Below are 25,038 nucleotides of genomic sequence, written 5' to 3'. Positions count from 1 at the left end.
AGATAGCGGCCCTGCCTGAGCGCCCCCTCCGCGCCTCACTTTTGTCACCGGGCGGCAGTACGGTGTCCCCCATGCGCCCCGACACGCCTGCCGAGAACGTCGACCACACCGCCGAAGCGGCACGCCTGGAGCGGACCGCCGGCCTGTATCCCGAGGACGCCGAGGCCCTCCTGCTGCGCGCCGCGGCCCACCTGGAACTCTCCGGCGACCGCCCCGCGGCCACCACGCTCTACGACCGACTGCTGTCCGCATCGGACGGCCCTTCGCAGGGTCTGGAGAACCCCACCCTGATCCGTGCCCTGAAGGCGTCGAACCTCTGGGAGTACGACCACGAGGCCGAGGCGCGGGCGATCATCGACGGCATCCGGCTGACCGCCCCGCGCGACCCGGCCCCCTGGGTGATCATCGCCGAGGCGCTGGAGGCGCACGACGAGCTGGAGGCGGCGGAGGAGACGTACACGGAGGCCGCGCGCCTGCTGCTCCCGTCCGCCACGGAAGCCACCCCCTCGACCCACCCCCTCCTCTACGGCCGCCACCGCGTCCGTCGCATGCGAGGCCTCCCGCACGACGACTGGGACACCCTGGCGGACACGCTCCACTCCGCCCCCGTCTCCCTGGACGAACTCCACGACCCCAAGCGCGTCTGGTCCCTCGGCTCGGAAAACCCGGCAGAACTCCAGGCCGAGATCTCCCGCCTCCAAGCCGAACTTGGCGCCTACAGGGAGGCCCTCTCCCGCCCCTTCCCGGTGGCGGTCCTCCACTGGCCGGCACCCGAACTCGCGGAACTCCTCGCGGCGTACCCGACCCTGTCCACGGAGTACCCGTCCCACGAGACCCACCTGTCGACCATAGAGTCCTCCCTGCGCGAGCTGTCCTCGTCGGGCACGGGAAACCTGGGCATCGTCACGGGCACGGTCCCGTCGTACGAGGCCTTCGCGGCCTCGGAGGGCTCGTCCCCGGCCGACGCGACCCTGCTCCCGCAGTACGCGACGACACTGGCAGCCCGGGGACGGGCGGTCGCCTGGCCACCGGAGACGGGGGCGGGGTGCTGGTGCGGCGAGCCCAAGAGCTATGTGGCGTGCCACGGCGCAGCAAACTGACCACGCGCCCCTGAAGAGGCACACCCCCGCGTCCCGCAGGCCCTCAATCCACCCGGCGTGCATGAGGAAGCACGACACTGCCCAAGAAGCGGGCGGCCCGACGGTGTGGCACAAGCGGGCCTTGCGCGGTCCTGGATGAGAATGAGTGCCTGCGCAGCACGCTTGGGCACAAGGTATGGCAAAATCGTGCGTCAGTTCGACAACGGGTGGCCAGCCTGTCGCCGGCGCTCAGATGAACCTGGCGAGAAGTGCGAGACTCTTGGTGCTGGGGAGCAGTCGCTGATCACTGCTCCCGACCTGTACATGATCATCCAGGAGGAGCTGCATGCCCCGCAGCGGCCAGAAGCGACCGAAGTTCGCCTCGCCATTGACCTCGATCGAGATCTGCGCGGGCGCCGGTGGGCAAGCCGTCGGGCTGCACAACGCCGGTTTTGACCACCGCGCGCTCGTGGAGTGGGACCCGCACGCCGTGGCCACCCTGCGGGCCAACGTGGGCGACTGGCCCGGCTGGGACCAGGAGAAGGCTGACGCCATTCGCCCGATGGACGTCAAGGACTTTCTGGAGTCCGACACCCGGAAGAATCTCGGCTTGCAGCCTGGAGATCTTGATCTGCTCGCGGGCGGCGTACCTTGCCCTCCGTTCTCCCTGGCGGGACACCGGCTGGGCCCTGACGATGAACGCGACCTTTTCCCGGCCGCGCTTGACATCATCGAAGCTTTGCGGCCCAAGGCAGTGATGATTGAAAACGTTCGAGGAATCCTGGAACCTCCAGAGTTCTTCATTGATTACCGGATCTCAATCCTCGAAAGACTTCGCGGCCTGGGCTACCTGGTTCCCGAGCTTGATCGAGGCCTTTCCGCGACCGAGCAGGACATCGTCATGCGTTCGGTCTGGCGCCGTCTCGACGCAAGCTATTTCGGCGTTCCACAGCTTCGGCCGCGCGCGATTTTGGTCGCCATTCACGAGAGTGCGGTAAGTTCAGACAGTCAGGGGTTCAGGTGGCCCACAAGAATAAAGGGAGACCCGGTAACGGTCGGAGGAGAACTCAATGACAGCATGGAAGCGCGCTGCAAGGAGTTCTGGGACAAGAACGTTCACGGACAGCCTGCTGGCCCCGGAGAGAAAACGGGGCAGCAAATCTTCGAGGACTGGGAGAAAGCCACCGCAGGTAAAACCGTCGCCCCCACTCTCGTAGGCGGGTCAAAGAAGCACGGCGGCGCCGACCTTGGTCCCACACGAGCCAAGCGTGCTTGGCGGGACTTGGGAGTTGACGGCATGGGAATCGCGAACGACCCCGAGAATTGCGTCCCGGAGCGCGACCTCTTCCGTCCCGACGGCCCCATGCTCACCGTCGCTCAGGCCGCGATCATTCAAGGCTTCCCCGAGTACTGGAAGTTCCAGGGCCGCAAGACCGCCCGCTACCGCCAGGTCGGTAACGCGTTCCCGCCCCCGGTGGCGGAAGCCGTTGGCCGGGCCATTGCGGCTGTTCTGCGTCCCGAACACCGCGAGGAGCTTCTCTCCGAGTACGAGATGGAACCGGCGGGAGCGCTGCCCGTTGCAGACGTCCCCCGGCAGCTGGAGATTTCAGTCTCCGCCGCCCGGGCTGCCCTTGCGCCGACCCAAGACCGTGAGGGCGATTTTGTCGGCACAAGCGTCTGATGGTTCGTGCTCCCAAAAGCGGAGCACGCACCACCCGGCTGCCGCCAGTTTCTGGTCCGTGTCCCTGTCCCGTGTCATGTTCCGCAGGACTTTCTCGGACCAGTAACCTGAATTCGTCCTAGGCGGCACGTAATGCTCCGGGCAGCCATGCCAGTAGCAGCCGTCTATGAAGACAGCGACTTTCGCCGGACGGAAGACCAAGTCCGCTGTCCGGCGGAGGTCCGGCAGGGGCCGGGCCGCGACGCGGTAGCGGAGACCCTTCGCGTGGACCAGCCTTCGGATGAGCCACTCGGGCTTGGTGTCACGGCTGCGGATCGCCTGCATGTTACGGCGGCGTGCTGCGGACGAAGCCCAGGAACCTTCCGGGGCCTCCCATTGGGCATCATGGGACACACCGCAGAGGGTAGTCCCGCGAGGTCCGCAGCACGCGGCCGGTCCTAGCGACCTCCCATGTGACTGAGCAGTGCCTCTATGTCACTCGGCGCGAGTCCGGCGGCCACCGAGGGCTCCTCCTCCAGGTCAGCGAGCTGCTGCACCGTGGGGTCGTCCAGGATGCGCCCCATGAAGTCGAGCTTCCGCTCCAGGCGCTCGGCGACCACCTCGTCGATGGAGTTCCGCACCGCCAGAACAGTCACCCGGGTCTCCGTGTCGGGGGCCAGCCCGAGGCGGTGAATCCGGTCGAGGCTCTGAAGGAAGCGGCCGGCCATGAAGTCGCGGTCCACGTAGACAGCGTCGTGGCACACATGGTGCAGGCTTATCCCTTCTCCCAAGGTCGCAGGGTTCGAGATCAGCACCATGCACGCCGGGTCCTCCCGGAACCGGCGGAGCTGCTCCTCACGGTCCGCGGTGCCGCCGTAGACGACTGCCGGGCTGTACTTCTCCAGCAGGCGTTCCAGTGTGGTGAGGCTCCTGACGAAGGTCGTCCAGACCAGCGTCTTCCGGCCCTGAGCGGCGTTCTCCGCGATGATCGCGATGGCTTCCTGGTACTTGGGCGACAGCTCGAAGTCGGGAAGATTCTGCATGAGCGAGTACAGCGAGCTGCCTTCAGGAACATCCAGTGGCGGCAGTTGGTACGCGAGCGGCTCGTAGCGGCTGGCTCCTTCAAGAAGCAGGGCGGGGCTCGTAGCCGCCATGAGAAGACGCAGAGCCGTCTTACCCAGGCTGCTCAGGTCATCGCGCGCTGCGCCGCTCCTCTCGCCGCCCACAAGAGCCGTGTAGATCTCGTCGTGCAGAGGCGGCATGTCGACGAAGCGAAGCCCCAGCTGAACCGGCGGCAGACCGAGTTCATGCTTGGTCGTGCGCGTGAACAGCGGCCGGAGGACCGAGCTGGCGTGTGCGAGATCACCGCCGGCCACCGCCTGCACGACCGTGCGCTGACCGTGCCCGGGCCAGACGAAGCCCAGCAGGTTTTCCAGGTCCCGGGATCCGTTGGGGGCCGGTGTACCGGTCAGGATCAGCCGGCGCGCGGCCAGAGGCCCCAGGGCCATGCAGGCTGCCCCGTACGTCCCCCGGGCGCCCAGCTTCATCCGGTGCGCCTCGTCGAGGATGATCATCGAGGGACCCGCCTTGAGCCACCCGGCCAGCATGGGCAGCGACCGGTCAAGACGCTCGTAGTTCACCACGAGCACCTCGGCCCACTCGTCCCACGAGCCGTCCAGGACGTTGATGCGCAGCGGGTGAATGAGACACTCGGCGGTCTCGTAACGCCATGACTCGTAAGCCGACTTGGGACAGACGACCAGCAGGCGGCTTACCTTGCCGGCGGCCTTCTGCGCGGCGTACACGGCGAGGGCGACACGGGTCTTGCCGGCACCGGGCACGCTGAAGTTCGCACCGTGCTGCAGTGACAGAAGCTTCGCGATGTCGCGGCGCTGGAACTCGCTGAGTTCGCCCTTCCAGGTGTCGCCGAGGAGGGCGAGCACGTCATCGGGGACAACCTCGCCGGGCGCGTCCCGCCCCGCCAGCCGCTGTTGCACGGTGTGTGCGTCCTGGACCACACCGGAGACCAGCTCCCGCAGGTCATCCGCCCACTCCACGCCGGCCGGATCGGACCAGGTGCTGAGAAGGCCAAGATCTGCGAGCAGCTCGTCCAGGGAGACCGAGGCGCTCAGGGGGCCGAGCTGGCCGCCGGTGCGAAACCGGGCGGCCAGCTGCACGAGTTCCTGCTGGAACGATTCCGTGGTCCGCAGGACCACCCGGGTCCGGGTCTCATCGAATCCGAGACGCAGCGACTTCTCGCTGACAGGACTGGTCACCGGGAGCCCTCCGCCGCGGCCGCCTCCAGCAGCCAGGCAACGCCGTCTCCCGGCTCCGGCAGCCCGCGACCGGCCTGCTGCGCGAGCTTGACGAGGCTGCCTCGCAGCTTGACCACCGCCTCATCGAACGCCTCCTCGTCCAGGCTGCGAGAGGTCCGGGCCTGCACCAGGTCGCTCACGCACTGGTCGATGCTCGCGCAGGCTTCCGCCAGCCGGGCCGGGGCGAGCTGCTTGCGCTTGCGCAGCCGGGCGTTGCGTCCCGCCGCCTCGATCGCTTCGTCGAACGCCTTCTTCGTGTTGTCCCAGGCGTCCTGCACGGCGGCCTTCCGCTCGTCGCCGAGATCCGAGGCTCCGTTCCTCATCAGGGCGGCGGTGCGAAGGATCTCGTCGTTCATCGCCCGGGCCTCCGCGACGGCGGAGGAGGCGGCGGGGACCTCCAGGCCCAGACCGGGGATGGACACCGATTGCGGCTGCGCAGCCGTGGTACCGCCCATGGGCAACTGCCGCTCCAGCCCCGCGTCCAGGAAGTCCTCGTTGATGTGCCGGACGTCCGTCTTGGAGAAGTCGAGCAGGATCGCGGCCAAGCGCAGCTCCTTCAGGACTTCGGCCTGGTCGCGATCCACCGTTTCCAGCTTCGCGTACAGCCGGTGAAGTTCCTTGAGCCGCTCCTGTGCGCCCTCCCAGTCAACCAGGCGGAGCCCGTTGCCACCGCCCGTGCGGCTGCGCTCGTTCAGTTCGCGGATCGTGCTGAGGATCCACCGCTCCTGGTGGTAGGTACGCACCTGGATCCGGAAGTCCTTGGCGATCTGCTCCGGCGTCCGGCCCAGCGCCGCCTGCTCCTCCATGGCGATAAGGCGGTTGATGTAGGAGTAGTCACGTCGGTGATCCTTGCGAAGCTGCAACGCCAGCTCGACGGCGTTGATGTCGGACCAGGTGAACGACGCCGGCAGCACACCCACCCGCATCGACTGCGCACCGAGTTCGCGCAGCGCGGCGGCCCGGGTGTTGCCGTTCACCAGCACCCCCTGCCGGGTCACGAGCCCAGGGTCGTTCTGCCCGAACTGGTTAAGGCTGTCCTTCAGGACATCGAAGTCCTTGTCCCGCACGTTCGTGTTCTCGGGGTCCGCCTTGAGCAGGAAGCCGAGGTAGTCCTGGCTCTCAGCGCACCAGGGGTCCTTGTCCAGCAGCGCGTCCCGCTCAGCGTCGTGGCTGCGCTGGGCCCGGATCCGGTGAGTGCTGGGGTTGTAGAAGAGGCTGCTCAGCGGCAGATCGATCACTTCGACATGGGCCTGCTGCCCGTTCCAGTCGACAGTCACGGTCTCTCGCGTACCGCCGGCCGCCTTGACCTCCTCGACCTTCTTGCTGATCAGTTCGCTGAACTCGGCCGCCCTCGGCGTAGCCGGAAACTCGCGCATCATCGTCGTCCCGTCCTGTCTCAGTCGTCCGTACCGTCGAGCTTGTCGGCCACGGCCTTGCGCTCGTCCGCAGGCAGCGTCCGGTACAGCGCCCACAGCTTCTCCAGCGCGCTGGGGCTCCGGCGGTCCGCGGCGATCCACCCGCGGAACACCCTCCGCTCTACCGAAGCCAGCGACTCGATCTCCCCCAGGACGTCCGCCATGTGCACGGTCCGGTCCACGTTGCCCCGGCCGCACCGCTGGCACTCCGTGACGAGCTGGTGGACGACGCTGCCGTCCGGCTGAACGACCGGCCGACGCGCCACGTTGAGCACGGCCTGCTCCAAACCCCCGTCGCCGTACGTCTCGCCGCCCGTCACGCCGCAAGTACGGCAGAGGTAGCCATCGTCCTGGAACACCTTGGCCCGCTGGGAGTTAGTGATGCTCCCCTTGTGCGCCGGCGCCTTCGACTGTCCCGGAATCCAGACGTCAGCACCCCTGGTCCGAAAGCGGTGCTCCTGCTGGCGCAACGTCGGGTCCTCGCGGCTCGTGGCGATCTCCCAACCGCGGTCACGCAGGTCACGCATGCGCCGGTCGATCTGCGCCACGTCCGGGAACGCGGCCCGCAGGTCGCCCTTGGTGAAGGTGCCGTTCTCCTTCACCTCCTGGATGAGCCACAGCGCGACGCGCGCCATGGTTCCGAGCTTGTGGCCCCCGTAGGTCGTGTCCCGCCAAGACGGCAGCACGGTCATCCGTTCCCTCCCATGTGGCAATTACCTGAATCTGGCCTTAAGGCGCGCACTACTGCATAGCGGCACAAGAACTGCCATTCCTGCACAAGCGTTCGCCTCGCGACCACCCCCCGCCTCAAGAGCGGCTGACGTCCAGTGAACACGACAGATGCCGAGATTCAATCCCCTTTGAACACTTGCCGACACAAAGCAAGCCTTGCTCGTCAAAAGCAAGCACAACTCCGCCATCACTACGGCAGAATGAGCCAGGCACCTGGCAACGGGCTTGCTGGCAGAGCAACTTGCTGGAGGACGGGGAGGTCTCAAGAGCGTGCCGTGCAGCAGGAACAGTCGCCCTCCCTTTGCATGGGCGGAAAAGCCCATCGACAGTGGCCTTTCACCAGCAAGGCGTGAACTCGCCTCCACCCTTCAGCGCCTTTGCCCGCTCCTGCTCATCACGCCAGAGAGCACCGGCGTACCTACACGCAGCCCGACCCAGGGCGAGGCCGCCAACCGGCTCAGAATGAGCGAAAGCGCCCTTTCTAGGGCGCTCAGCGGAAAGGCGCTTCCCCAGCGAAGATCGGTGGAGATCCTCTTCGAGGAGGCGCGCGCTGACGCCTCGAAGCGGGGCATCGAGATCGGCGTAACCCTGGACGACTTGTGCCAGTTGCACGCGAAGGCGGCGGCCGAGCAGAACGGTGGGATCGCTACGCACCTGAGCGCAGACCTGGAGTCGGCGTCCAGAGAACTACGCGCGCTTCGTGACGAGAACGAGCAGCTCAGGAGCGCGAACGAGGAGCTGCGCGCGGAACGTGACACGCTGCGCCAGCAAGCCTCGCCGAAGGCCGACAGCCTGCGTTCCCTCCAGCGGAAGTACGCGGTGCTGCAGCGAAAGGCCGCCTCACTTCGGGAACGGGTCAACCTCCTCGAAGCCGGCTCACCAGTCCATCCGCCTCACGCTCCGGCCGCCGCTCCGCTGCCGGTACCCCGTCAGGCGGGGTACCGGCAGCGGACTGAACTTGATACGGAGGCCGCCCGGAACGTCGCGAGGCGAGCGGAAGCTCTGCGCGGCGACGGCCGGCAAGCGGATGAGGTGCTGGCCCTCCTGCGGCATACGGCGGACGCCTACAGCCCGGCAGAGACGGCCTTGCTGGTCGTCCTGCTGACCCAGGAAGGCCAGGAGGATCTCGTCAGGGACCTTCTCCACATCCACGGACGGGACCAGCCCGACCGCGAAGTGCTGCGTACCGCGCTGGAACTTCTCAGGTCCGGCGCCCCAGGTAACGCTGAAGCCCTGCTGCTGACCGCTGCGCAAACGCGCAAGTCATACCGTACCGCTTAGGCCGCCCCTCCCAGCTCCGCCTCGTAATGCATCTGAACACGGTCGAGGACATCGTCTGGATCCTGGCCCCGGGCAACAGTCCAGTGGAGCAGGTCAGCAATCAATTCGACTACTGACTCGTCGAGTGCCGCAGCGCCACTACGTCCCGCCCACGCCACAGTCCGGGCCTTCGCCTGATACCACTCCAGAACGGCCACCGCACGCTCGATGCGCCGGCAGTCCTTCTCGGAGTCGACCGGCACCTCGCACCACACCGCCTTGCCGGCGGCCGTCGGCACTGCGCCCCAGTCCAATGCAAGTGCCGCGACCAAGTGAAGCCCTCGGCCGCACTCCTCCTCGCAGCTGCGCGCCTGGACCGAGGGCAGTGCCGGGCTCCTGTCGTGGACTTCAAGCCGCAGACGATCGAGCCTCCACTCCAACACCAGCGTGGCCGACGTTCCCTCACCGACGTGCTTCACCACGTTCGTCGCCAGTTCGGTGACGAGGAGTTCCGCCTCCTCAACGCAGGCAGGCATTCCCCAGCGGTGCATCTGAGAGGCCGCCGCTCTGCGTAGCAGCCGCACCTCTGTCGGCACCGCTTCGAACGGCAGGACACAGCGGAAACGGAGGTCGGTGGGGTCAGGGCCGGGCATGGCTACTCCTCCTCGCGAAGCCACGCACCTGCCTGCGCCGACCGTGTCCATACGGATGCAGTGCGTAGCGGTCCGTGAGTGAGCATGGCACAGGAGAAGTCTCGCTGTGCAACTTCTCACGAACATCCATCGAGTGAATCTGGTGGTCCCCACCCACCACGCTGCCTAGCCTGGCCAGGAATCTCCGGGCCGCTGCCCGACACACGGCGAAGGAGCCGCATGTCCGAACGGACCACAACACGGCGTCGGCAACTGGGCGTCATGATGCGCAAGTTGCGTACTCGCACCGGCCTCACCCTGGAGGAGGCAGGCCAACTTGTGGGCGTCTCCAAGGCGACCATCAGCCGGTATGAGACCAAGGCGGGACCGGTCAAATGGATCGTCGTCGATGCGTTGTGCCGCGAGTACGGAGCAACCGCGGCTGAACGGCGTGCGGTTGTCACGCTGGCCAAGGACGCCCGGCAACAGGGGTGGTGGAGTTCCTTCGCCGACTCCATCCCGGAGGAGATGAACCTCCTCCTCACCTTGGAGGACGAGGCAGTTCGGGAGAGTCACTTCTGCTGTGTCTATGTGCCCGGACTCCTCCAGACCCGCGCCTACAGCACCGCCCTGCAGAAGGCCAACGAAGTTCCGCTGGACGCCTCGGAGATCGAGCGTCTCGTGGACATCCGCATGAAGCGGCAGGAGATTCTCGGCCGGCCGAAGCCGCCGTACCTCTGGGCCATCTTGGACGAATCCGTGATCCGCCGGGTCGTGGGGTCACCTGACATCATGCGCGAGCAGCTTGACCGGCTGCTTGAGGCGGACGAGTCACCTCACGTCACGCTGCAAGTACTGCCGTTCTCCAAGGGTGCCCATGCAGCCGCGCTCGGCAGCTTCGTCGTCTTCGGTGGCCCCGAGCCAGGGCTCGACGTGGTCTATGTCGACTTCCATACCGGGTCCCTGTTCCTTGAAAAGGATGAGGAACTCGACAGATACAGACTTGCGTTCGAGTATCTGCAGGCGCAAGCGTTGGACATGGAGGCTTCCTCCGCTCTTATCCACCGCGCCCGCAAGGAGCTGTGAATGTCCCGCAGTCAGCAGCCCGTCACCGACCTCGCATGGTTCAAGTCGTCATACAGCGGCGGCAACGCCACTGAGTGTGTGGAGGCGGCTGTCGTGCCCGCCGGCGTGCTGTTGCGCGACTCGAAGCAGCCCGGTGGTGCGCGTCTGGCCGTGTCTGCCGATGCCTGGAGAGAGTTCCTGGCGGTGACCATCAAAGGCTGAGCCGGGGCGCTCGTCGGGCGTCTCAGCCGCGGAGGAGGTCCGGCACTGCCGCGTACACCGCCCCGGCGCGTCCAGATGCACGTCATGCCCCGCTCCCGCGATCACCTCCGCCCGTGTACCTCAGTGCTCAGGCACTCGACTTCGAGTCCTCAGCCGAGCTCATCGAACGGATCAGTAAGGAGCCTTGATGGCAATGACACCGGAAGTTCACTGGTTCAAGTCGTCTCACAGCGGCGGCACGGGACCGAGTGTGTGGAGTGCGCGTACACCAGCACCGACACTCTCATACGCGATTCAAAACAGGCAGAGGCATCCGTGATCCAGGTCCGCCCTGGAACGTGGCGCGCCTTCATACGTGCCCTTGCGCAGGATGCCCTCAGATAGGCACAGCTTCCGGTCGCCAGTAGGGGCCGCCCCACCCCCGACCCGGGGGCCCGCCGGAGTGCCTGTGGCTCGGGGCGCGTGGTCCGCTGGGTCGTACAGGAAGCGTGCGGCAGAAGGTGGACGGGTGAAGGCTCGGATCGGGTGTTCCATGTGGATCGCGGGTGCGGTGCAGTTCTTAGTGATCCACGTGTTCGTGGAGTCGGCGTGGGCGAGACCGTACAGTTGGGCGCGGAACAACATCAGTGATCTGGGCAATGTCCACTGCGCCATGCAGCAGGATCCCGAGCCGCGGTATGTCTGTTCACCCGAACACGGCTTGATGAACACCTCGTTCGTCGTCCTGGGGGCGCTGCTCGTTGTCGGCGCCGCTCTGACCGCTTCCATGTGGCGCCGGGGCGCGACCGCCGCCGTGGCCCGGATTCTCCTCGCCGGGGCCGGTCTGGGGTTCGTGCTCGCCGGGCTGGCGCCCGCGGACGTCCATGAGAACCAGCACGTCCTGGGCGCCCTGCTCATCATGGGGACGGGAAACGTCGGCCTTCTGCTGGCGGGAATCGGCCTGTCCCATGATGTTCCGGGTGCGGTGCGTTGGGCCACCGGTCTGCTGGGAGTCACGGCGATCACGGGCTTCGGGCTCTTCCTTTCCCGCCATTATCTGGGGCTGGGCATGGGAGGTATGGAGCGGGTCGCGGTATTTCCCCTGCTGGTGTGGGCGTTGGCCGTCGGTGCACGCGGTCTGTTCCGTCAGCCGCCCCGCGAGGAGGATGCGAGCAGGTCCGTGGCCCTCATGGCCCCGTGAGGACGCGAGCCGCCGGATCTGAAGCAGCCGTTCCTCCTGGCTCTCGGTGCGAATCCCCCCGGGGGTGCACCAGGGCGGGAGTTAGGCTCGTAGCAGATCTTGACGGTACGAGGGGAGAGACGCCGTGAGTGCGGTCGTTGCTGCTGTCAGTCGTAATGAGGAGTACTCCTTCACCAAGCCCAACCGGGAGAGCATCACGCTGCTCGCCGGGCTCGGGGTGGAGGGGGACGTGCACGCCGGGGTGACCGTGAAGCACCGGTCGCGGGTCAAGGCCGATCCCACTCAGCCGAATCTGCGGCAGGTGCACCTCATTCACGAGGAGCTGTTCGAGGAGGTCGCCGGCGCGGGGTTCGGCGTGCGGCCCGGAGACCTCGGGGAGAACGTGACCACCCGTGGGATCGATCTGCTCGGGCTGCCCGTGGGGACGCTGCTGCGGATCGGGGACGAGGCCGTCGTCGAGGTGACCGGGCTGCGGAATCCATGTGCGCAGATCGACGACTTCCGGCACGGGTTGCTGAAGCAGGTCGTCTCGCGAAGGGACGACGGGCGGCTCGTCCGCAAGGCCGGGATCATGGGGGTCGTACGGGAAGGCGGTGTCGTACGGCCCGGGGACGCGATTCGGGTGGAGCTGCCCGCCGAGCCTCATCAGGAGCTCGACCGGGTCTGAGGGGATCCCGCCTTGGCCGCTCTCGTCTATTTCGCGAAGGCTGACAGCACTGCCGTGCGGCACGGAAGCATTCGGTACTCCTTCGGTGCCGGTCCTGAGGAGATGGGGCGGCAGCTCTGCCTCGACACCGTGACGCGGTCGGCCCGGCCCGTCGACGGTGAGATCGACTACCTCTTCCTCAAAGCCTCGCGTGCCATCAACGCGTCGTACGACGCGCGGGGGCGCTGGCCGGAGCGGGGAATGAGCGCCAGCTGAGCGTCGTCACAGGGCGCCGCACATACCCTCGGCGGCGCCCTCGTGCGGGGCGATGGCGCTAGGCCGTGGGGGCGAGTTCCGCTCGGCCGAAGAGGAGGGCGTAGCCCGGGGGGAGTTGGCCGAGGAGGCGGGTGGTCAGGGGCTCGCCGATCCTGTCCGCCAGGACGCCGAGCACCGAGCTGACGTCCCAGCGGGCCGTCGCGGGGGTCGAGCCCTCGATGCCGGTCGCCACCGACTCCACGAACTGCCTCGCGGTCAGGGACCGCGCTGCGGGGATCTGGGCCGCGATCAGCATGCCCGCCTCCCGGGGGAGGGCCTGGGCCAGGGACACGCGTTCTTCGCCGGTCACGTGGCCGCCCAAGGCGGAGAGGACGGCGCGGGTGACGCGTTCGGCCTGTGCCCTCGTGCCGTACTGACCCGCCTCGCGTACCGCCTCCGTCAGTTCCTGCCAGCGCGTGGTGTCCGCTGCCTCGCCCGCGTACAGGGAAGGGGCGGGGATCGTGGCTCTCGTCTGCGGCTGCGGCGTCGTCACGGTCATCGTGGTGGTTCCTCCTCCAGGACACTTCCGGGCACCGGGCATCCGGATATCCGGACGTCTGGTACCCCGTAACGCGGCGGGCATGAGGGGCAGTTCGGCCAATGTGCGGCATGTGGTCTCATGCGGCCTGTGGGGCGGGGGGCCGGGGGGGCGGGGGCAGGGTCCGGGAGGCGTGAGCGTCGTGTCCCGAGCCCGGGGGGGCGGGCTCGGGACACGTGGGGGCGGGTCGGGCCGGGCCGCGGCTCAGGGGCGCGGGCCGGGGCTGCGGCTCAGCCCGTTCCGTCAGCCTCCCTGCCGATGCCGGCTCAGCCGCTGATCTGCTTGCGGTCGCCGACGCCGCCGCTGATCTGGATGCGGCGCGGCTTGGCCTGTTCGGCCACCGGGATGCGCAGGGTCAGGACGCCGGCCTCGTACGACGCGTCGATGCGTTCCGTGTCGAGGGTGTCACCGAGGAACAGCTGGCGGGTGAAGGTGCCCGTGGGCCGTTCGGCGAGGAGCATCTCCGCACCCTCGGGGGCGGGGTTGCGGCGCTCGGCGCGGATGTTGAGGACGTTGCGCTCGACGTCCAGCTCGATCGTCTCCGGGTCGATGCCGGGCAGATCGAAGTGGACCAGGAAGTCGTCACCGGCGCGGTAGGCGTCCATCGGCATGGCGGACTGGCGCGCGTTGTTTCCGAAGACCTGCTGCGTGAGCCGGTCGAAGTCGCGGAAGGGGTCCGTGCGCATGAGCATCACGGGTCACTCCTCTCTACAGGAACTGGGTGCGATGCCCTACGACTTCTTATATAGCTCGCCGGTAGAAAGTTGACAAGCCACGACTCACGTTCGGGTGATGGACCGGCCTGCGCGTTAGCCTCGGGGGAGATCTCACAGGACGTACCTGACGTGTCGCGAGGCAGGCACGGGGGATGACGAGGAGGCACTCATGGCCAAGGTTCCCAGCGCGGTCGTCGCCGCCGGTGGACTCGTCGGCGGCTACGGCGTCGCCCGCTGGACCAAGAAGCGGCCGCTGGGCGGAGCGGTGCTGGCCGTCGCGGGCGCCGCCGCGGCCCAGCAGTGGCGCGCGCAGGCGGGTGGGAAGGCCGCGGGTGCGCTCACGGCCGCGTACGTCGCCGCGTTCGCCGGGTCCCACCCGCTCGCCAAGAAGATCGGCGCTTGGCCGTCGGTGCTCGGTGTCGCGGGGGCCGTCGCCCTCGCCTCCTGGGCCGTCGCCGACCGCCGGAGCTGAGGGCCTGCCGGCCGCGGGCAGCGGGCAGCGGGCAGCGGGCAGCGGAAGCACTACGGCCTGACCGCCGACCGGCAGAAGCCCCTACGGCCTGACCGCCCGGCAGAAGCCCGACCGACACCGACGCCAGACGCGCTCCAGCCCGACCGCCGACGGCAGAGGCGCTACCGACGCGCCCGCCACAGCCCGCCCACCGCCGACGACGCCCGCGGCGCCCGCGCCCCTACGGCCTGCTCGCCGCCGGTGGTGCCGAAGGGCCCGGGCCCTGGGAGCCGGGCGTACTGCCCGACGGCCGGGTGCCCTTCGTCGCCGCCCTGGCCCGGCCGGCCACCGCCGTCAGCGGACGGGCGATGTCCTCCAGGGAGCGGCGTTCGGCCCGTACCGCCAGGAACGCGGCCACCAGACCCGCCAGGCACATCAGGGTCGCGCCGATCGAGAACGCCAGGACCGTGTCGCCGACCTTGCCCGTGCCGGTGAGATCCGCGAAGAGCAGGGGGCCGCTGATGCCGCCCGCCGCCGTGCCGAGCGCGTAGAAGAAGGCGATCGACATCGCCCTCGTCTCCATCGGGAAGATCTCCGAGACCGTCAGGTACGCGCTGGACGCACCCGCCGAGGCGAAGAACAGCACCACGCACCAGCAGGCCGTCAGCGTGGCCGCGCTCAGCGAGCCCCGGTCGAACAGCCAGGCCGTGCCGAACAGCAGCAGGCCCGAGAGCAGGTACGTGGAGGAGATCATCACCCGCCGGCCGACCGTGTCGAACAGGTGGCCCAGCAGCAGCGGGCCGCAGAAGTTGCCGACCGCGATCACCGCGAAGTAGTAGCCGGTGTGGTCGGACGGCACGTCGAAGAATTTCGTCAGGATCGCGCCGAAGCCGAAGGTGATCGCGTTGTACAGGAACGCCTGCCCGATGAAGAGGGAGAAGCCGAGCACCGCCCGCTTGCGGTACTGGCCGAAGACCGTGCGGGCGATCTCCAGGAACGTGACGCTCTTGCGCTGGTGGATCTCCAGCTCGCCGCCCTCCGGCTCGGGCAGCCGCTCACCCCGCTGCTCCTCCACCTGCCGTTCGATACCGGAGACGATCTCCTCCGCCTCCCGGTCCCTGCCGTGGATCAGCAGCCAGCGCGGGCTCTCCGGGACGTGCCGCCGTACCAGCAGGATGACCAGGGCGAGGAAGGCGCCGAGGGCGAAGGTCAGACGCCAGCCGACGTTCGCCGCCAGCAGGTCGGTGTTGAGCGCCACGATCGACAGCAGGGAACCGCCGACCGCGCCGAGCCAGAAACTGCCGTTGATGATCAGATCGACCCGGCCGCGGTAGTTCGCCGGGATCAGCTCGTCGATCGCGGAGTTGATCGCCGCGTACTCACCGCCGATGCCGAAGCCAGTCAGGAAGCGGAACAGGAAGAACCACCAGGCCTCCCAGGACACGGCCGTCAGCGCCGTCGCCGCCAGATACACCGCCAAGGTGATCATGAACAGCTTCTTGCGTCCGAAGCGGTCGGTCAGCCGGCCCCAGAAGAGGGCGCCGATACAGGCGCCCGCCACGTACAGGGCGGCGGCCGTGCCGGTGATCTGGCCCGAGGTGATCGACAGACCGCTGCCGGGCTCGGACAGCCGGCTCGCGATGTTGCCGACGACCGTGACCTCCAGGCCGTCCAGGATCCATACGGTGCCCAGGCCGATCACGATCGTCCAGTGCCAGCGGGACCAGGGCAGGCGGTCCAACCGGGCGGGGATGGTGGTGGTGATGGTCCGTCCGGTCTCCGGCGATGCCGCCTCGGCTGCGCTCATGGGCTCCCTCCTCGTCGAAGGACGTCCCCCGGGAAGAGCGGGGGACGGCACCAAGCGGGTGCCCGCAACCTGCGGAATCAGTCGGCACGGAGCGCGGACGACTCAAGCCCGGAAGCCGGTCGGCTCAGGCCCGGAGCCCGGACGACTCAGCCCGGAGCCCGGTCGGCTCAGGCGCGGAGCCCCGACGACTCAGCCCGGAGCCCGGTCGGCTCAGGCCCGGAGCCCGGTCGGCTCAGGCACGGAGCCCCGACGACTCAGGCCCCCAGCGCCCGCGACACCACGTAGATCAGCAGACCCGCCAGTGATCCCACCACCGTGCCATTGATCCGGATGAACTGCAGATCGCGGCCGATGTGCGCCTCGATCTTCCGGGTGGTGTGCTCCGCGTCCCAGCTCGCCACGGTGTCCGTGATCAGCGAGGTGATCTCCTTGCGGTACGTCGTCACCACGTGCACCGCCGCGCCCTCCACCCAGCTGTCGACCTTGCCCTGCACCTTCGGCTCGGTCGCCATCCGCCGGCCCAGCGACAGCAGCGCCCCCCGCACCCGCAACCGCAGCTCACTGCGCTCGTCCTCCGCCGCCGCCACGATCATCGACCGTACGGCCGTCCAGGCCGACGCGATCAGATCCTGCACCTCCCCCCGGCCCAGCACCTCACCCTTCAACCGCTCCACCCGGGCCCGGGTGTCCGTGTCGGACTGCAGATCGGAGGCGAAATCCGTGAGGAAACGGTCCAGCGCGCCACGCGCCGGATGCGAGGGCATGTCCCGCATCTCCGTGACGAACCGCAGCAACTCCTTGTAGACCCGCTCCCCCACCTTCCGGTCCACGAACCGCGGCGTCCAGCCCGGCGCACCGCCCTCCACCGCCACCATCACGTCGTCCCGGTGCAGCACCAGCCAGCCGTGCGCACGGGCCACCACCAGATCCACCGCGCGCCGGTGCCCTCCGTCGGCGACGATCTTCTCCAGCATCTTCCCCACACCCGGCGCGATCTCCTGCACGTTCGCCCGACGGGTGATCGCCTCCCCCACCACCACCTGCACGTCCGAGTCCCGCAACACCGTCAGCGCACCCCGCAACGCCGTCGCCAGCTCCGCCGTCACCCGGTCCGCATGCTCCGGCTCCGCCAGCCAGGCCCCCAGCCGACTGCCGATACCGACCGCCCGCAGCCGCTGCCGCACGACCTCCTCGGAGAGGAAGTTCTCCCCGACGAACTCCCCCAGCGAGACCCCCAGCTGGTCCTTCTTCGTCGGAATGATCGCGGTGTGCGGAATGGGCAGCCCCATCGGATGCCGGAACAGCGCCGTCACCGCGAACCAGTCGGCCAGCGCGCCCACCATGCCCGCCTCGGCCGCCGCCGCCACATACTGCGTCCACTCCCCGGCACCCTCGTGCCCGGCCGCCTTCGCCACCACATAGACCACCGCCACGAACAGCAGCAACGCGGTCGCCGTCAGCTTCATGCGCCGCACCCCGCGCCGGCGCTCCTCGTCGGCCGGAGTGAAGGCCGTCATGGTCCGGTACGACGTGGCCCGCGCCGGTCCTGCCGTCTCCGTAGGTTCCATCAGCTCCACCCGTCAGCTCCACCCGCTCGGTGATCCCGCACACAATTGTCCCTTCCTGACCGACTCCCGGAACGGAACAAGAGTTCCCGGCGTCTGTCTGGACGGGAGTCCTGGGCAGGGCCCTGTCATCTCCCCGCACCCCATGCCGCATCATGGAGTGACCTAGATCGGAGCCCCGGGCTCCCATCTCCCGAGGAGAACAACAAAAGCGTGGCCAAGCGTCATGGTTATGCAGTACTGACTGCGCTCGTCGCGCTGGTCGTGGCACTGTCCGCCGCCATATACGTCACCGTGGCAGCCGACGACGGCACACCCCGCAGCGCCCTCACCGACAACCGCGCCCACCGCGACTCGTCCGCCGCCCCCGTCTCCGCGGGAACCTGGGTCGGCTCCTGGTCCACCGCCCCCGTGGGCGGAGAACCCGGCACCGAGACGAACGGCATGGCAGGCCACTCGGTCCGCAACGTCGTACACGCCGACACCGGTGGTACGAGTGCCCGCATCACACTGTCCAATCTCTACGGCCAGTCACCGCTCACCCTCACGCACGCCTCCCTCGCCCTCTCCACCGGAGACGCCACCGCGGCGGCCGACCCCCAGACCATGCGGCGCCTCACCTTCAACGGCGGCACCGGCGTCGTCATACCCGCCGGCGGACAGATCGTCAGCGACGCCGTCCGCCTCACCATCCCCCACGGCAGCGACGTCCTGGTCACCACCTACTCCCCCACCCCCTCCGGCCCGGTCACCTACCACCCCCACGCCCGGCAGATCTCCTACGTCGCCGCCGGCGACGCGACCGAGGACGCCACCGGCACCCCGTACACCGAACAGACCTCCTACTGGCGCTACTTGACCGCCCTGGACGTCCTCAGCAACGAGGCAGACGGCACCGCCGTCGTCTTCGGCGACTCCATCACCGACGGCATAACCTCCACCACCGGCGCCAACCACCGCTGGCCCGACATCCTCGCCGGCCGGCTCCGCACCGCCCTCGAAGGCGGACAGCAACTCCCCCGCTACAGCGTCGTCAACGAAGGCATCAGCGGCAACCAGGTCCTCGCGGACGGACTCGGCCGGCCCGCCGAGAACCAGAGCGGCCTCGGCCGCTTCGGCCGCGACGCGCTCTCCCACCCCGACGTCAAGGTCGTCGTCATCGACCTCGGCATCAACGACATCATCCGCAACCCCCGGCTCGCCGACCCGGACCGCATCACGGCCGGCCTGCGCACCCTCGTCCGCCAGGCCCACGCCCGCGGACTGAAGGTCGTCGGCGCCACCCTCATGCCCTTCCGGGGCCACCGCGGCTGGACCCCCGCCCGCGAGGCGGTACGCCTGCAGGTCAACGCCCAGATCAGGTCCGGCGGGCTGTACGACGCGGTCGTCGACTTCGACAGGGCCCTCCGCGACCCCTACGCCCCGCAGCGCCTGCGCCCCGACTACGACTCCGGCGACCACCTGCACCCCAGTGACCTGGGTTTCGCCAGGATGGCCGAGGTCTTCGACCTGCGCACACTGGGCGGCGCGGGGCAGGCGGAACTGTAAGCGGGGCAGACGAAACCGTCACCGGGCGGCGAGGAATACTGACGGGCATGACCCGCTTGATCCTCGCCACCCGCAACGCCGGAAAGATCACCGAACTCAGGGCGATCCTCGCCGAAGCAGGCCTGCCGCACGAGCTGATCGGCGCCGACGCCTACCCCGAGGTCCCCGACGTCAAGGAGACCGGCGTCACCTTCGCCGAGAACGCCCTGCTCAAGGCCCACGCCCTGGCCCAGGCCACGGGCCTGCCCGCGGTCGCCGACGACTCGGGCCTGTGCGTCGACGTCCTGGGCGGCGCCCCCGGCATCTTCTCCGCCCGCTGGGCCGGCCGCCACGGCGACGACCAGGCCAACCTGGACCTGCTGCTCGCCCAGCTCTCCGACATCGCCGAGGAACACCGGGCGGCACACTTCGCCTGCGCGGCGGCCCTGGCCCTGCCGGACGGCAGCCAGCGGGTGGTCGAGGGACAGCTCCGGGGCGTCCTGCGCCACGCCCCCGCCGGCACGAACGGCTTCGGCTACGACCCGATCCTCCAGCCGGAGAACGAAACCCGCACCTGCGCGGAACTGACCCCGGCGGAGAAGAACGCGATCAGCCACCGGGGGAAGGCGTTCCGGGCCCTGGTACCGGTCGTGCGGGAGCTGCTGGGCTGAGCAAGAAGGGGCCGCCCGGCCGGACGGCCCCTCTCATGTGCGGTCGGTGGGACTCGAACCCACACGGGATTTCTCCCACGGGCACCTAAAACCCGCGCGTATCGCCTATTTCGCCACGACCGCCCCAAAACGGACAATTAGCCTGCAGGCTGTTTTGCCTCGCTCAGTGTACGGGGCCGCTCTTTCGTCGTCCGCCCCCTCGGCACCAGGTGCGTGTGCCGGCATGGCAGTTGGGGCACAGCAGCCGAAGGTGCGGCCCGCCCCGGGTCGTCCCGGTGCGGGCCGCCAGCAGTTGGGTACAGGCCTCTCAGATGCCCAGATCCTTGATGATCTTGGCCACGTGGCCGGTGGCGCGGACGTTGTAGAGGGCTCGTTCGACCTTGCCCTCCTCGTCGACGACGATCGTGGAGCGGATGACGCCCATGTACGTCTTGCCGTAGTTCTTCTTCTCGCCGTACGCGCCGTAGGCCTCGGTGACCTTCTTGTCCGGGTCGGCGAGGAGGGTGACCTTCAGGGACTCCTTGTCGCGGAACTTCGCCAGCTTCTCCGGGTCGTCGGGGGAGATGCCGATGACGTCGTAGCCGGCGGTGGCCAGGACCTCCAGGTTGTCCGTGAAGTCGCAGGCCTGCTTCGTGCAGCCGGGGGTCAGGGCGGCCGGGTAGAAGTAGACGATGACCTTGCGGCCCTTGTGGGAGGAAAGGGACACCTCGGTGCCGTCGGCGTCCGGGAGGGTGAAGGCGGGGGCCACGTCCCCCGGCTGGAGTCGCTCGCTCATCGGGCCAGCGTAACCGGGGGGCCTTGCGGTGCGGTGCGGGCATGAGCTGACAGACTGTCCGGAACAGCATCAGACTTCGGCAGACTTCGGAGGCCGTACGGTGGCGGACACGTCGGACACCAGAACCCCGGCGCAGATCGAGGCGGACATCAAGCGCCGCCGCGACGTGCTGGCCGAGACGCTCGACGAGATCGGGGTGCGGGTGCACCCGAAGACGATCGTCGGGGATGCGAAGGCCAAGGTCGTCGCCAACATCGACCACACGGTCGGGCGGGCGTACGTGCAGGTCAACCGGGCCGTGACCGAGGTGCGGGCGCAGTTCGTGGACGAGGACGGGGCGCTGCGGGTGGAGCGGGTCGTGCCCGTGGCGCTGCTCGCGGTCGGCGTCGTGGGGCTGATCGCCCTGGGTGCCCGACGGCGCAAGGGCTGACCCGGAGGCGTACGGCCGGGGCGAAGGCAGGTAAGTTCGAGGCGTGAGCGCCAACAGAAACGAGCACAGGACCCCCCATCACGACAAGCTGCCCATTCGGATGCTGCACGACCGGGTTCTGGTCAAGCAGGAGACCGGTGAGGGCGAGCGGCGGTCGGGGGGCGGGATCCTGATTCCCGCGACCGCGGCGGTCGGGCGGCGCCTGGCCTGGGCCGAGGTCGTCGCGGTCGGTCAGAACGTGCGGACCGTGGAGCCGGGTGACCGGGTTCTGTTCGATCCGGAGGACCGGGCCGAGGTCGAGGTGCGGGGTGTGGCGTACGTGCTCATGCGCGAGCGTGATCTGCACGCCGTCGCCGCGGACCGGTTCGAGGGGTCGGAGGACTCCACCGGGTTGTATCTCTGATTCACGGATCTCTGATTCACGGATCAGGGCAGAGGGGCCGGTGACGGTGGTCACCGGCCCCTTTGTCGTTGTTTTGCTATGTTCGGGAGCGAGCCCGACGAGACGCGCCGTACCGGGATGCAGGCAAAGACGACGCACCGATGAAGAGTCGTTGCGTCTCGGAAGGTGCCTGTCATGGCGTGGGTTCTGTTGGTCGTCGCCGGTCTGCTGGAAGTGGCCTGGTCGATCGGGATGAAGTACAGCGAGGGGTTCACCCGGCTGGTCCCGAGTCTGTTCACGGGCGCCGGCATCGTCGCGAGCATGGTGCTGCTGTCGTACGCCGCGAAGTCCCTGCCCATCGGTACCGCCTACGGCGTGTGGGTGGGCATCGGCGCGGCCGGGGCGGCGGTGCTCGGCATGGTGGTGCTGGGTGAGCCGGTCACCGCCGCCCGGGTGTTCTTCGTGTGTCTGCTGCTGGTCGCCGTGGTGGGGCTGAAGGCGACCAGCGGGCACTGATGCCGGGGTCAGGCGCCGGGGTCTCCGCCGCCGGCGCCCGCGGCCGTGCCCGTCGTGCCGCCGCCGTCCGTGCCCCCGCCCGCGGCCGTGCCGCCCCCTGGGGTGCCGCCGCCGGTCGTGGTGCCTCCGCCGGTCGTGTCGCCGCCTCCGGTCGGCGTTCCTCCGCCGGTGGTGTCGCCTCCGCCGGTGGTGGTGCCGTCCGTGGTGGAGCCGTCGCCGGCGGTGGTGCCGCCGTCCGTGGTCGGGCCGCCGTCGGTGGGCGTGCCGGTGGTGGTGCCGCCGTCGGTCGGGCTGGCGGTCGTGCCGCCGTTGTCCTGGCCGCCGTCGGTGGTGGTGCCGCCGGTGTTCTGGTCGCCGGTGGTGCCGGGCTGGGCGGAGCCGGAGCTGCTGGGCGCCTGCGGCTGGTCGGCGCCCTGCTGGAGCTGCAGGTCGAAGTCGGCGGACGGCTTGCCGCGCAGGGCGTCGTGCGTGTACTGGGCCCAGATCTGGGTGGGCGGGCCGCCGCCGTTCATACGGGCCTGGCCGAGGGCGCCGTACAGCGGCATGTGCTTGGCGGTGACGGGGTCCTGGCCCATGACGGAGACGACGGTGGCCAGGTCCGGGGTGTAGCCGGCGAACCAGGCGGCGGTGTCGTTCTCGGCGGTGCCGGTCTTGCCGGCCGCGGGACGGCCGGCGTTCTGCGCGGCGGTGGCGGTGCCGTTGTCGACGACGCTCTGCAGGATCGAGGTGGTGGTGTCGGCGGCCTCGCGGCTGACGGCCTGCTTGACGTTCTGGCCGGGGAGCTGGACGTCCTCGGTGTTGTCCTTGGTGATCTTCTCGATGAGGGTGTACGTGCCGTGCTTGCCGTGGTTGGCGAGCGTGGCGTATCCCTCCGCCATGTCCAGCACGCTGGCGGTGGCGGTGCCGAGGGCGATCGACGGGTACGGCTGGAGGTCCGGGGTGGCGGAGGGGATGCCGAGGTCGATCGCGGTCTGCTTGACCTTGGACGGGCCGACGTCGACGGCCATCTGCGCGTAGACGGCGTTCACAGACAGGTCGGTCGCCTTGGTGACGGTGATCTGGCCGTAGGACTTCTGGTCCTCGTTCTGGGGGGCGTAGGTGCCGCCGCTCCAGCCCTGGACGGGGCGTTCGTTGGTGCCGTCGTACATGGTGTTCGGGGTGATGGTGCGGCCGTCCTGGGTGGTCGAGCCGTTCTGGACCGCCGAGGTGAACACGAAGGGCTTGAACGTGGAGCCGACCTGGAAGTCTCCGCGGGTGGCACCGTTGGTGTACTGCTTCACGTAGTCGACGCCGCCGTACATGGCGACGACCTTGCCGGTCTTGGGGTCGACGGAGGCGCCGCCCGCGCGGACGTAGCGGTCGACCTTGTTGTTCTTCTTGTCCAGCTTGGAGATCAGCTGGTCGTGGACGGCCTTGACGAAGGCGTCCTGCCGGTTCTTCTGGATGGTGGTGGTGATGCGGTAGCCGCCGGCCGCGAGCTGGTCGTCGGTGAGGATGTTGTTGGTGGTCAGGTAGTGCTTGACCGCTTCGACGAGGTAGCCGCGCTGGCCGGACAGGCCGGTGGAGATCGTCTGTTCCTTGGGCATGGGGAACGTCATGCCGGCGCGCTTGGACTGGCTGAGCCAGCCCTGCTTGACCATGCCGTCCAGGACGTAGTTCCAGCGGGCGACGGCGGCGGCCTTGTTCTCCGGGTGGGCGACGACGTCGTACTCGCTCGGCGCGTTGACGAGCGCGGCGAGGTAGGCGGCGCGGGCCGGGTCGAGGTCCTTGGCGTCCTTGCCGTAGTAGGCCTGGGCGGCGGACTGGATGCCGTAGGCGTTGCGGCCGAAGTAGCTGGTGTTGAGGTAGCCCTCGAGGATCTCGTTCTTGGACTTGTTGCGGTCCAGCTTGATCGAGATGAAGAACTCCTTGGCCTTGCGGGTGACCGTCTGTTCCTGGGCCAGGTAGTAGTTCTTCACGTACTGCTGGGTGATCGTCGAGCCGGACTGCTTGCCCTTGCCGGTGGCGGTGTTCCAGCCGGCGCGGATCATGGCCTTCGGGTCGATGGCGGACTCGGTGTAGAAGTCGCGGTCCTCGGCGGCCAGGACGGCGTGCTGGGCGTCCTTGGAGACCTGGGCGAGGGTGACGTTCTCGCGGTTGATCTCGCCGTCGCGGGCGATCTGCGAGCCGTCGGCGTAGAGGTAGACGTTGGCCTGCTTGGTGGCGAGGGCGTTGGCGGGCGGGATCTTGACCATCGAGTAGCCCAGGAAGAACAGGCCGATGACGAGCAGGACGCCGATGACGAAGGTGCCGAGGACCATGCGCCAGGTCGGGAACAGCCGTCGCCATCCGGTGCGCTTGGGCCGCTTGGGCTTCTTGCCCTTGCCGGGGGCGGGGGTCGGGGTGGAGGTGGGGGTGTCCGCGGTGGTGGCGGCGAGGGCGGCGGTCCCGGCCTCGGAGGACGGGGCGGGATGCGGGGTGGCGGGCGTGGTGGGCGTGGCGGGCGTGGCGGGCTTCGCCTTGGGCCGGACGCCGGTGCCGGTGCCGTCGCCGGTGCCGTCGCCGGTGCGGGGGCGGGGGGTGGCGGCGCCCGCGGGGGAGGCCTGAGCGGCGGCGCCGAGGCCGGCCGCGGCGGCGCGGGCGGCGCGGGCCTTGGCGGGATCGGCGGGTTCGCCCTTGCGGGGCGCGGTGACGCGGCGCAGCACCTGGGTGCTCTCGGCCGGCTGGTCCTCGCCGGTGTCCTGGGGTCCGCGCGGCGGGGTGACGCGGCGCAGCACCTGGGTACTCTCGGCGGACTGGGGCCGGCGTTTGCCGGTGTCCTCGCCGTCCTTGGTCGTCGCCGGGGTCGGGGCGGGGGTGTCCCCACCGGAGGCGGCGGCCCCGGACGCGGAACTCCCGGGGGACGCCGGGTCGCCGCCACGGGAAGCGGACGAGTCCGTGGAGGGCGCCGGGATGCCCTTGCCGTCGGTGCGGCCGCCGAGGGCCGCCTGACGGGCGCGGGCGACGGAGGCCGTACGGTCGTCGCGGCCCGCGCGTTCCGCGGCCGCACCGGAACGACCCGCAGACGCGCCACCGTCCGAGGCCACACCAGAACGACCCGCAGACGCGCCACCGTCCGAGGCCACACCAGAACGACCCGCAGACGCGCCACCGTCCGAGG

General features: G+C 69.1%; 26 protein-coding genes, 1 tRNA gene and 1 riboswitch. Of the genes, 15 read left to right on the top strand and 12 right to left on the bottom strand.

What is annotated here, in order from left to right; all coding sequences use genetic code 11:
• The first annotated feature begins 71 nt into the window (after window positions 1-71).
• The gene (locus tag AB0N17_RS06815) at window positions 72-1,100 is read left to right on the top strand and encodes a hypothetical protein (RefSeq protein ID WP_366010064.1); all 1,029 of its coding nucleotides are present in this window, start codon (window positions 72-74) and stop codon (window positions 1,098-1,100) included.
• 325 nt (window positions 1,101-1,425) lie between these two features.
• Window positions 1,426-2,760: a DNA (cytosine-5-)-methyltransferase gene (gene dcm, locus AB0N17_RS06810; RefSeq protein ID WP_366010063.1), complete on the top strand. Its 1,335-nt coding sequence runs from the start codon at window positions 1,426-1,428 to the stop codon at window positions 2,758-2,760.
• Here dcm and AB0N17_RS06805 read toward each other — a convergent pair.
• From AB0N17_RS06805 to AB0N17_RS06790, 4 genes are read right to left on the bottom strand one after another with little or no spacing between them, the layout of a single operon-like run.
• Entirely contained in the window at window positions 2,686-3,153 is a 468-nt protein-coding gene (locus AB0N17_RS06805) for a very short patch repair endonuclease (protein WP_366010062.1), read from the bottom strand. The two genes, dcm and AB0N17_RS06805, sit on opposite strands and share 75 nt — an antisense overlap.
• A 44-nt stretch (window positions 3,154-3,197) precedes the next feature.
• Window positions 3,198-5,015: a DEAD/DEAH box helicase gene (locus AB0N17_RS06800; protein WP_366010061.1), complete on the bottom strand. Its 1,818-nt coding sequence runs from the start codon at window positions 5,013-5,015 to the stop codon at window positions 3,198-3,200.
• Complete coding sequence (locus tag AB0N17_RS06795) at window positions 5,012-6,433, bottom strand: hypothetical protein (RefSeq protein WP_366010060.1); 1,422 nt, start codon at window positions 6,431-6,433, stop codon at window positions 5,012-5,014. Before AB0N17_RS06795 ends, AB0N17_RS06800 begins: the two co-directional genes overlap by 4 nt.
• 17 nt (window positions 6,434-6,450) lie before the next feature.
• Window positions 6,451-7,104: a hypothetical protein gene (locus AB0N17_RS06790; protein ID WP_366010059.1), complete on the bottom strand. Its 654-nt coding sequence runs from the start codon at window positions 7,102-7,104 to the stop codon at window positions 6,451-6,453.
• Between the two features lie 619 nt (window positions 7,105-7,723).
• Here AB0N17_RS06790 and AB0N17_RS06785 point away from each other — a divergent pair.
• On the top strand, window positions 7,724-8,482 hold the full coding sequence (locus AB0N17_RS06785; RefSeq protein ID WP_366010058.1) for a hypothetical protein: 759 nt from the start codon (window positions 7,724-7,726) through the stop codon (window positions 8,480-8,482).
• On the opposite strand, the gene AB0N17_RS06780 is transcribed toward AB0N17_RS06785, so the two are convergent.
• Window positions 8,479-9,114, bottom strand: a complete 636-nt coding sequence (locus AB0N17_RS06780; RefSeq protein ID WP_366010057.1) for an ATP-binding protein — start codon at window positions 9,112-9,114, stop codon at window positions 8,479-8,481. The genes AB0N17_RS06785 and AB0N17_RS06780 overlap by 4 nt on opposite strands.
• A gap of 219 nt (window positions 9,115-9,333) precedes the next feature.
• On the opposite strand from AB0N17_RS06780, the gene AB0N17_RS06775 reads away from it, so the two are divergent.
• The 6 genes from AB0N17_RS06775 to AB0N17_RS06750 all read left to right on the top strand — a co-directional run bounded on the left by AB0N17_RS06775 (window position 9,334) and on the right by AB0N17_RS06750 (window position 12,482).
• On the top strand, window positions 9,334-10,179 hold the full coding sequence (locus tag AB0N17_RS06775; RefSeq protein ID WP_366010056.1) for a helix-turn-helix transcriptional regulator: 846 nt from the start codon (window positions 9,334-9,336) through the stop codon (window positions 10,177-10,179).
• Window positions 10,180-10,380 carry a DUF397 domain-containing protein gene (locus AB0N17_RS06770; RefSeq protein ID WP_366010055.1) on the top strand — a complete coding sequence of 67 codons (201 nt, stop codon included), beginning with the start codon at window positions 10,180-10,182 and terminating at the stop codon, window positions 10,378-10,380.
• 75 nt (window positions 10,381-10,455) lie between these two features.
• The gene (locus AB0N17_RS06765) at window positions 10,456-10,764 is read left to right on the top strand and encodes a DUF397 domain-containing protein (RefSeq protein WP_366010054.1); all 309 of its coding nucleotides are present in this window, start codon (window positions 10,456-10,458) and stop codon (window positions 10,762-10,764) included.
• A gap of 124 nt (window positions 10,765-10,888) precedes the next feature.
• A complete protein-coding gene (locus AB0N17_RS06760) occupies window positions 10,889-11,560 on the top strand; it encodes a DUF998 domain-containing protein (protein WP_366010052.1) in 672 nt (223 codons plus the stop codon).
• 124 nt (window positions 11,561-11,684) lie between these two features.
• Complete coding sequence (locus AB0N17_RS06755) at window positions 11,685-12,227, top strand: MOSC domain-containing protein (RefSeq protein ID WP_366010051.1); 543 nt, start codon at window positions 11,685-11,687, stop codon at window positions 12,225-12,227.
• A 12-nt stretch (window positions 12,228-12,239) separates the two neighbouring features.
• Window positions 12,240-12,482 (top strand): hypothetical protein, encoded by a 243-nt coding sequence (locus tag AB0N17_RS06750; protein WP_366010050.1) that lies wholly within the window; start codon window positions 12,240-12,242, stop codon window positions 12,480-12,482.
• Between the two features lie 58 nt (window positions 12,483-12,540).
• Here the strand turns inward: AB0N17_RS06750 and AB0N17_RS06745 are convergent, their stop codons facing one another.
• Entirely contained in the window at window positions 12,541-13,020 is a 480-nt protein-coding gene (locus tag AB0N17_RS06745) for a DUF2267 domain-containing protein (protein ID WP_366010049.1), read from the bottom strand.
• Between the two features lie 305 nt (window positions 13,021-13,325).
• Entirely contained in the window at window positions 13,326-13,751 is a 426-nt protein-coding gene (locus AB0N17_RS06740; RefSeq protein WP_366010048.1) for an Hsp20/alpha crystallin family protein, read from the bottom strand.
• 193 nt (window positions 13,752-13,944) lie between these two features.
• Between AB0N17_RS06740 and AB0N17_RS06735 the strand changes: the two genes are divergently transcribed.
• Window positions 13,945-14,247: a hypothetical protein gene (locus AB0N17_RS06735; protein WP_366010047.1), complete on the top strand. Its 303-nt coding sequence runs from the start codon at window positions 13,945-13,947 to the stop codon at window positions 14,245-14,247.
• 220 nt (window positions 14,248-14,467) lie between these two features.
• Here the strand turns inward: AB0N17_RS06735 and AB0N17_RS06730 are convergent, their stop codons facing one another.
• Together AB0N17_RS06730 and AB0N17_RS06725 are read right to left on the bottom strand one after the other, a co-directional pair.
• Complete coding sequence (locus AB0N17_RS06730) at window positions 14,468-16,033, bottom strand: MFS transporter (RefSeq protein ID WP_366010046.1); 1,566 nt, start codon at window positions 16,031-16,033, stop codon at window positions 14,468-14,470.
• A gap of 254 nt (window positions 16,034-16,287) precedes the next feature.
• Window positions 16,288-17,601 (bottom strand): DUF445 domain-containing protein, encoded by a 1,314-nt coding sequence (locus tag AB0N17_RS06725; protein ID WP_366010045.1) that lies wholly within the window; start codon window positions 17,599-17,601, stop codon window positions 16,288-16,290.
• A 210-nt stretch (window positions 17,602-17,811) separates the two neighbouring features.
• Here AB0N17_RS06725 and AB0N17_RS06720 point away from each other — a divergent pair, with 210 nt between their 5' ends.
• Window positions 17,812-19,146 (top strand): SGNH/GDSL hydrolase family protein, encoded by a 1,335-nt coding sequence (locus AB0N17_RS06720; protein ID WP_366010044.1) that lies wholly within the window; start codon window positions 17,812-17,814, stop codon window positions 19,144-19,146.
• 47 nt (window positions 19,147-19,193) lie between these two features.
• The gene (gene rdgB / locus AB0N17_RS06715; protein ID WP_366010043.1) at window positions 19,194-19,796 is read left to right on the top strand and encodes an RdgB/HAM1 family non-canonical purine NTP pyrophosphatase; all 603 of its coding nucleotides are present in this window, start codon (window positions 19,194-19,196) and stop codon (window positions 19,794-19,796) included.
• Between the two features lie 38 nt (window positions 19,797-19,834).
• Here the strand turns inward: rdgB and AB0N17_RS06710 are convergent.
• Window positions 19,835-19,919: transfer RNA gene (locus AB0N17_RS06710), tRNA-Leu, on the bottom strand.
• Window positions 19,920-20,103: 184 nt separating this feature from the next.
• Complete coding sequence (bcp, locus tag AB0N17_RS06705; RefSeq protein WP_366010042.1) at window positions 20,104-20,571, bottom strand: thioredoxin-dependent thiol peroxidase; 468 nt, start codon at window positions 20,569-20,571, stop codon at window positions 20,104-20,106.
• 100 nt (window positions 20,572-20,671) lie between these two features.
• Between bcp and AB0N17_RS06700 the strand changes: the two genes are divergently transcribed.
• The 3 genes from AB0N17_RS06700 to AB0N17_RS06690 all read left to right on the top strand — a co-directional run bounded on the left by AB0N17_RS06700 (window position 20,672) and on the right by AB0N17_RS06690 (window position 21,899).
• The gene (locus AB0N17_RS06700) at window positions 20,672-21,001 is read left to right on the top strand and encodes a DUF3618 domain-containing protein (RefSeq protein ID WP_366010041.1); all 330 of its coding nucleotides are present in this window, start codon (window positions 20,672-20,674) and stop codon (window positions 20,999-21,001) included.
• Window positions 21,002-21,044: 43 nt separating this feature from the next.
• Window positions 21,045-21,404 carry a co-chaperone GroES gene (locus AB0N17_RS06695; RefSeq protein WP_323374790.1) on the top strand — a complete coding sequence of 120 codons (360 nt, stop codon included), beginning with the start codon at window positions 21,045-21,047 and terminating at the stop codon, window positions 21,402-21,404.
• A gap of 70 nt (window positions 21,405-21,474) precedes the next feature.
• Window positions 21,475-21,543: riboswitch (guanidine-III (ykkC-III) riboswitch) on the top strand.
• A gap of 35 nt (window positions 21,544-21,578) precedes the next feature.
• A complete protein-coding gene (locus AB0N17_RS06690) occupies window positions 21,579-21,899 on the top strand; it encodes a multidrug efflux SMR transporter (RefSeq protein ID WP_366010040.1) in 321 nt (106 codons plus the stop codon).
• Window positions 21,900-21,907: 8 nt separating this feature from the next.
• On the opposite strand, the gene AB0N17_RS06685 is transcribed toward AB0N17_RS06690, so the two are convergent.
• Window positions 21,908-24,655, bottom strand: coding sequence for a transglycosylase domain-containing protein (locus AB0N17_RS06685; RefSeq protein WP_366010225.1), 2,748 nt, complete (start codon window positions 24,653-24,655; stop codon window positions 21,908-21,910).
• Window positions 24,656-25,038 lie beyond the last annotated feature (383 nt).

Source organism: Streptomyces sp. NPDC051133 (assembly GCF_040682635.1).
GTDB lineage: Bacteria > Actinomycetota > Actinomycetes > Streptomycetales > Streptomycetaceae > Streptomyces.
The sequence above is the reverse complement of the archived record's forward strand: the minus strand, read 5'-3'. Positions and strand labels throughout refer to the sequence as shown.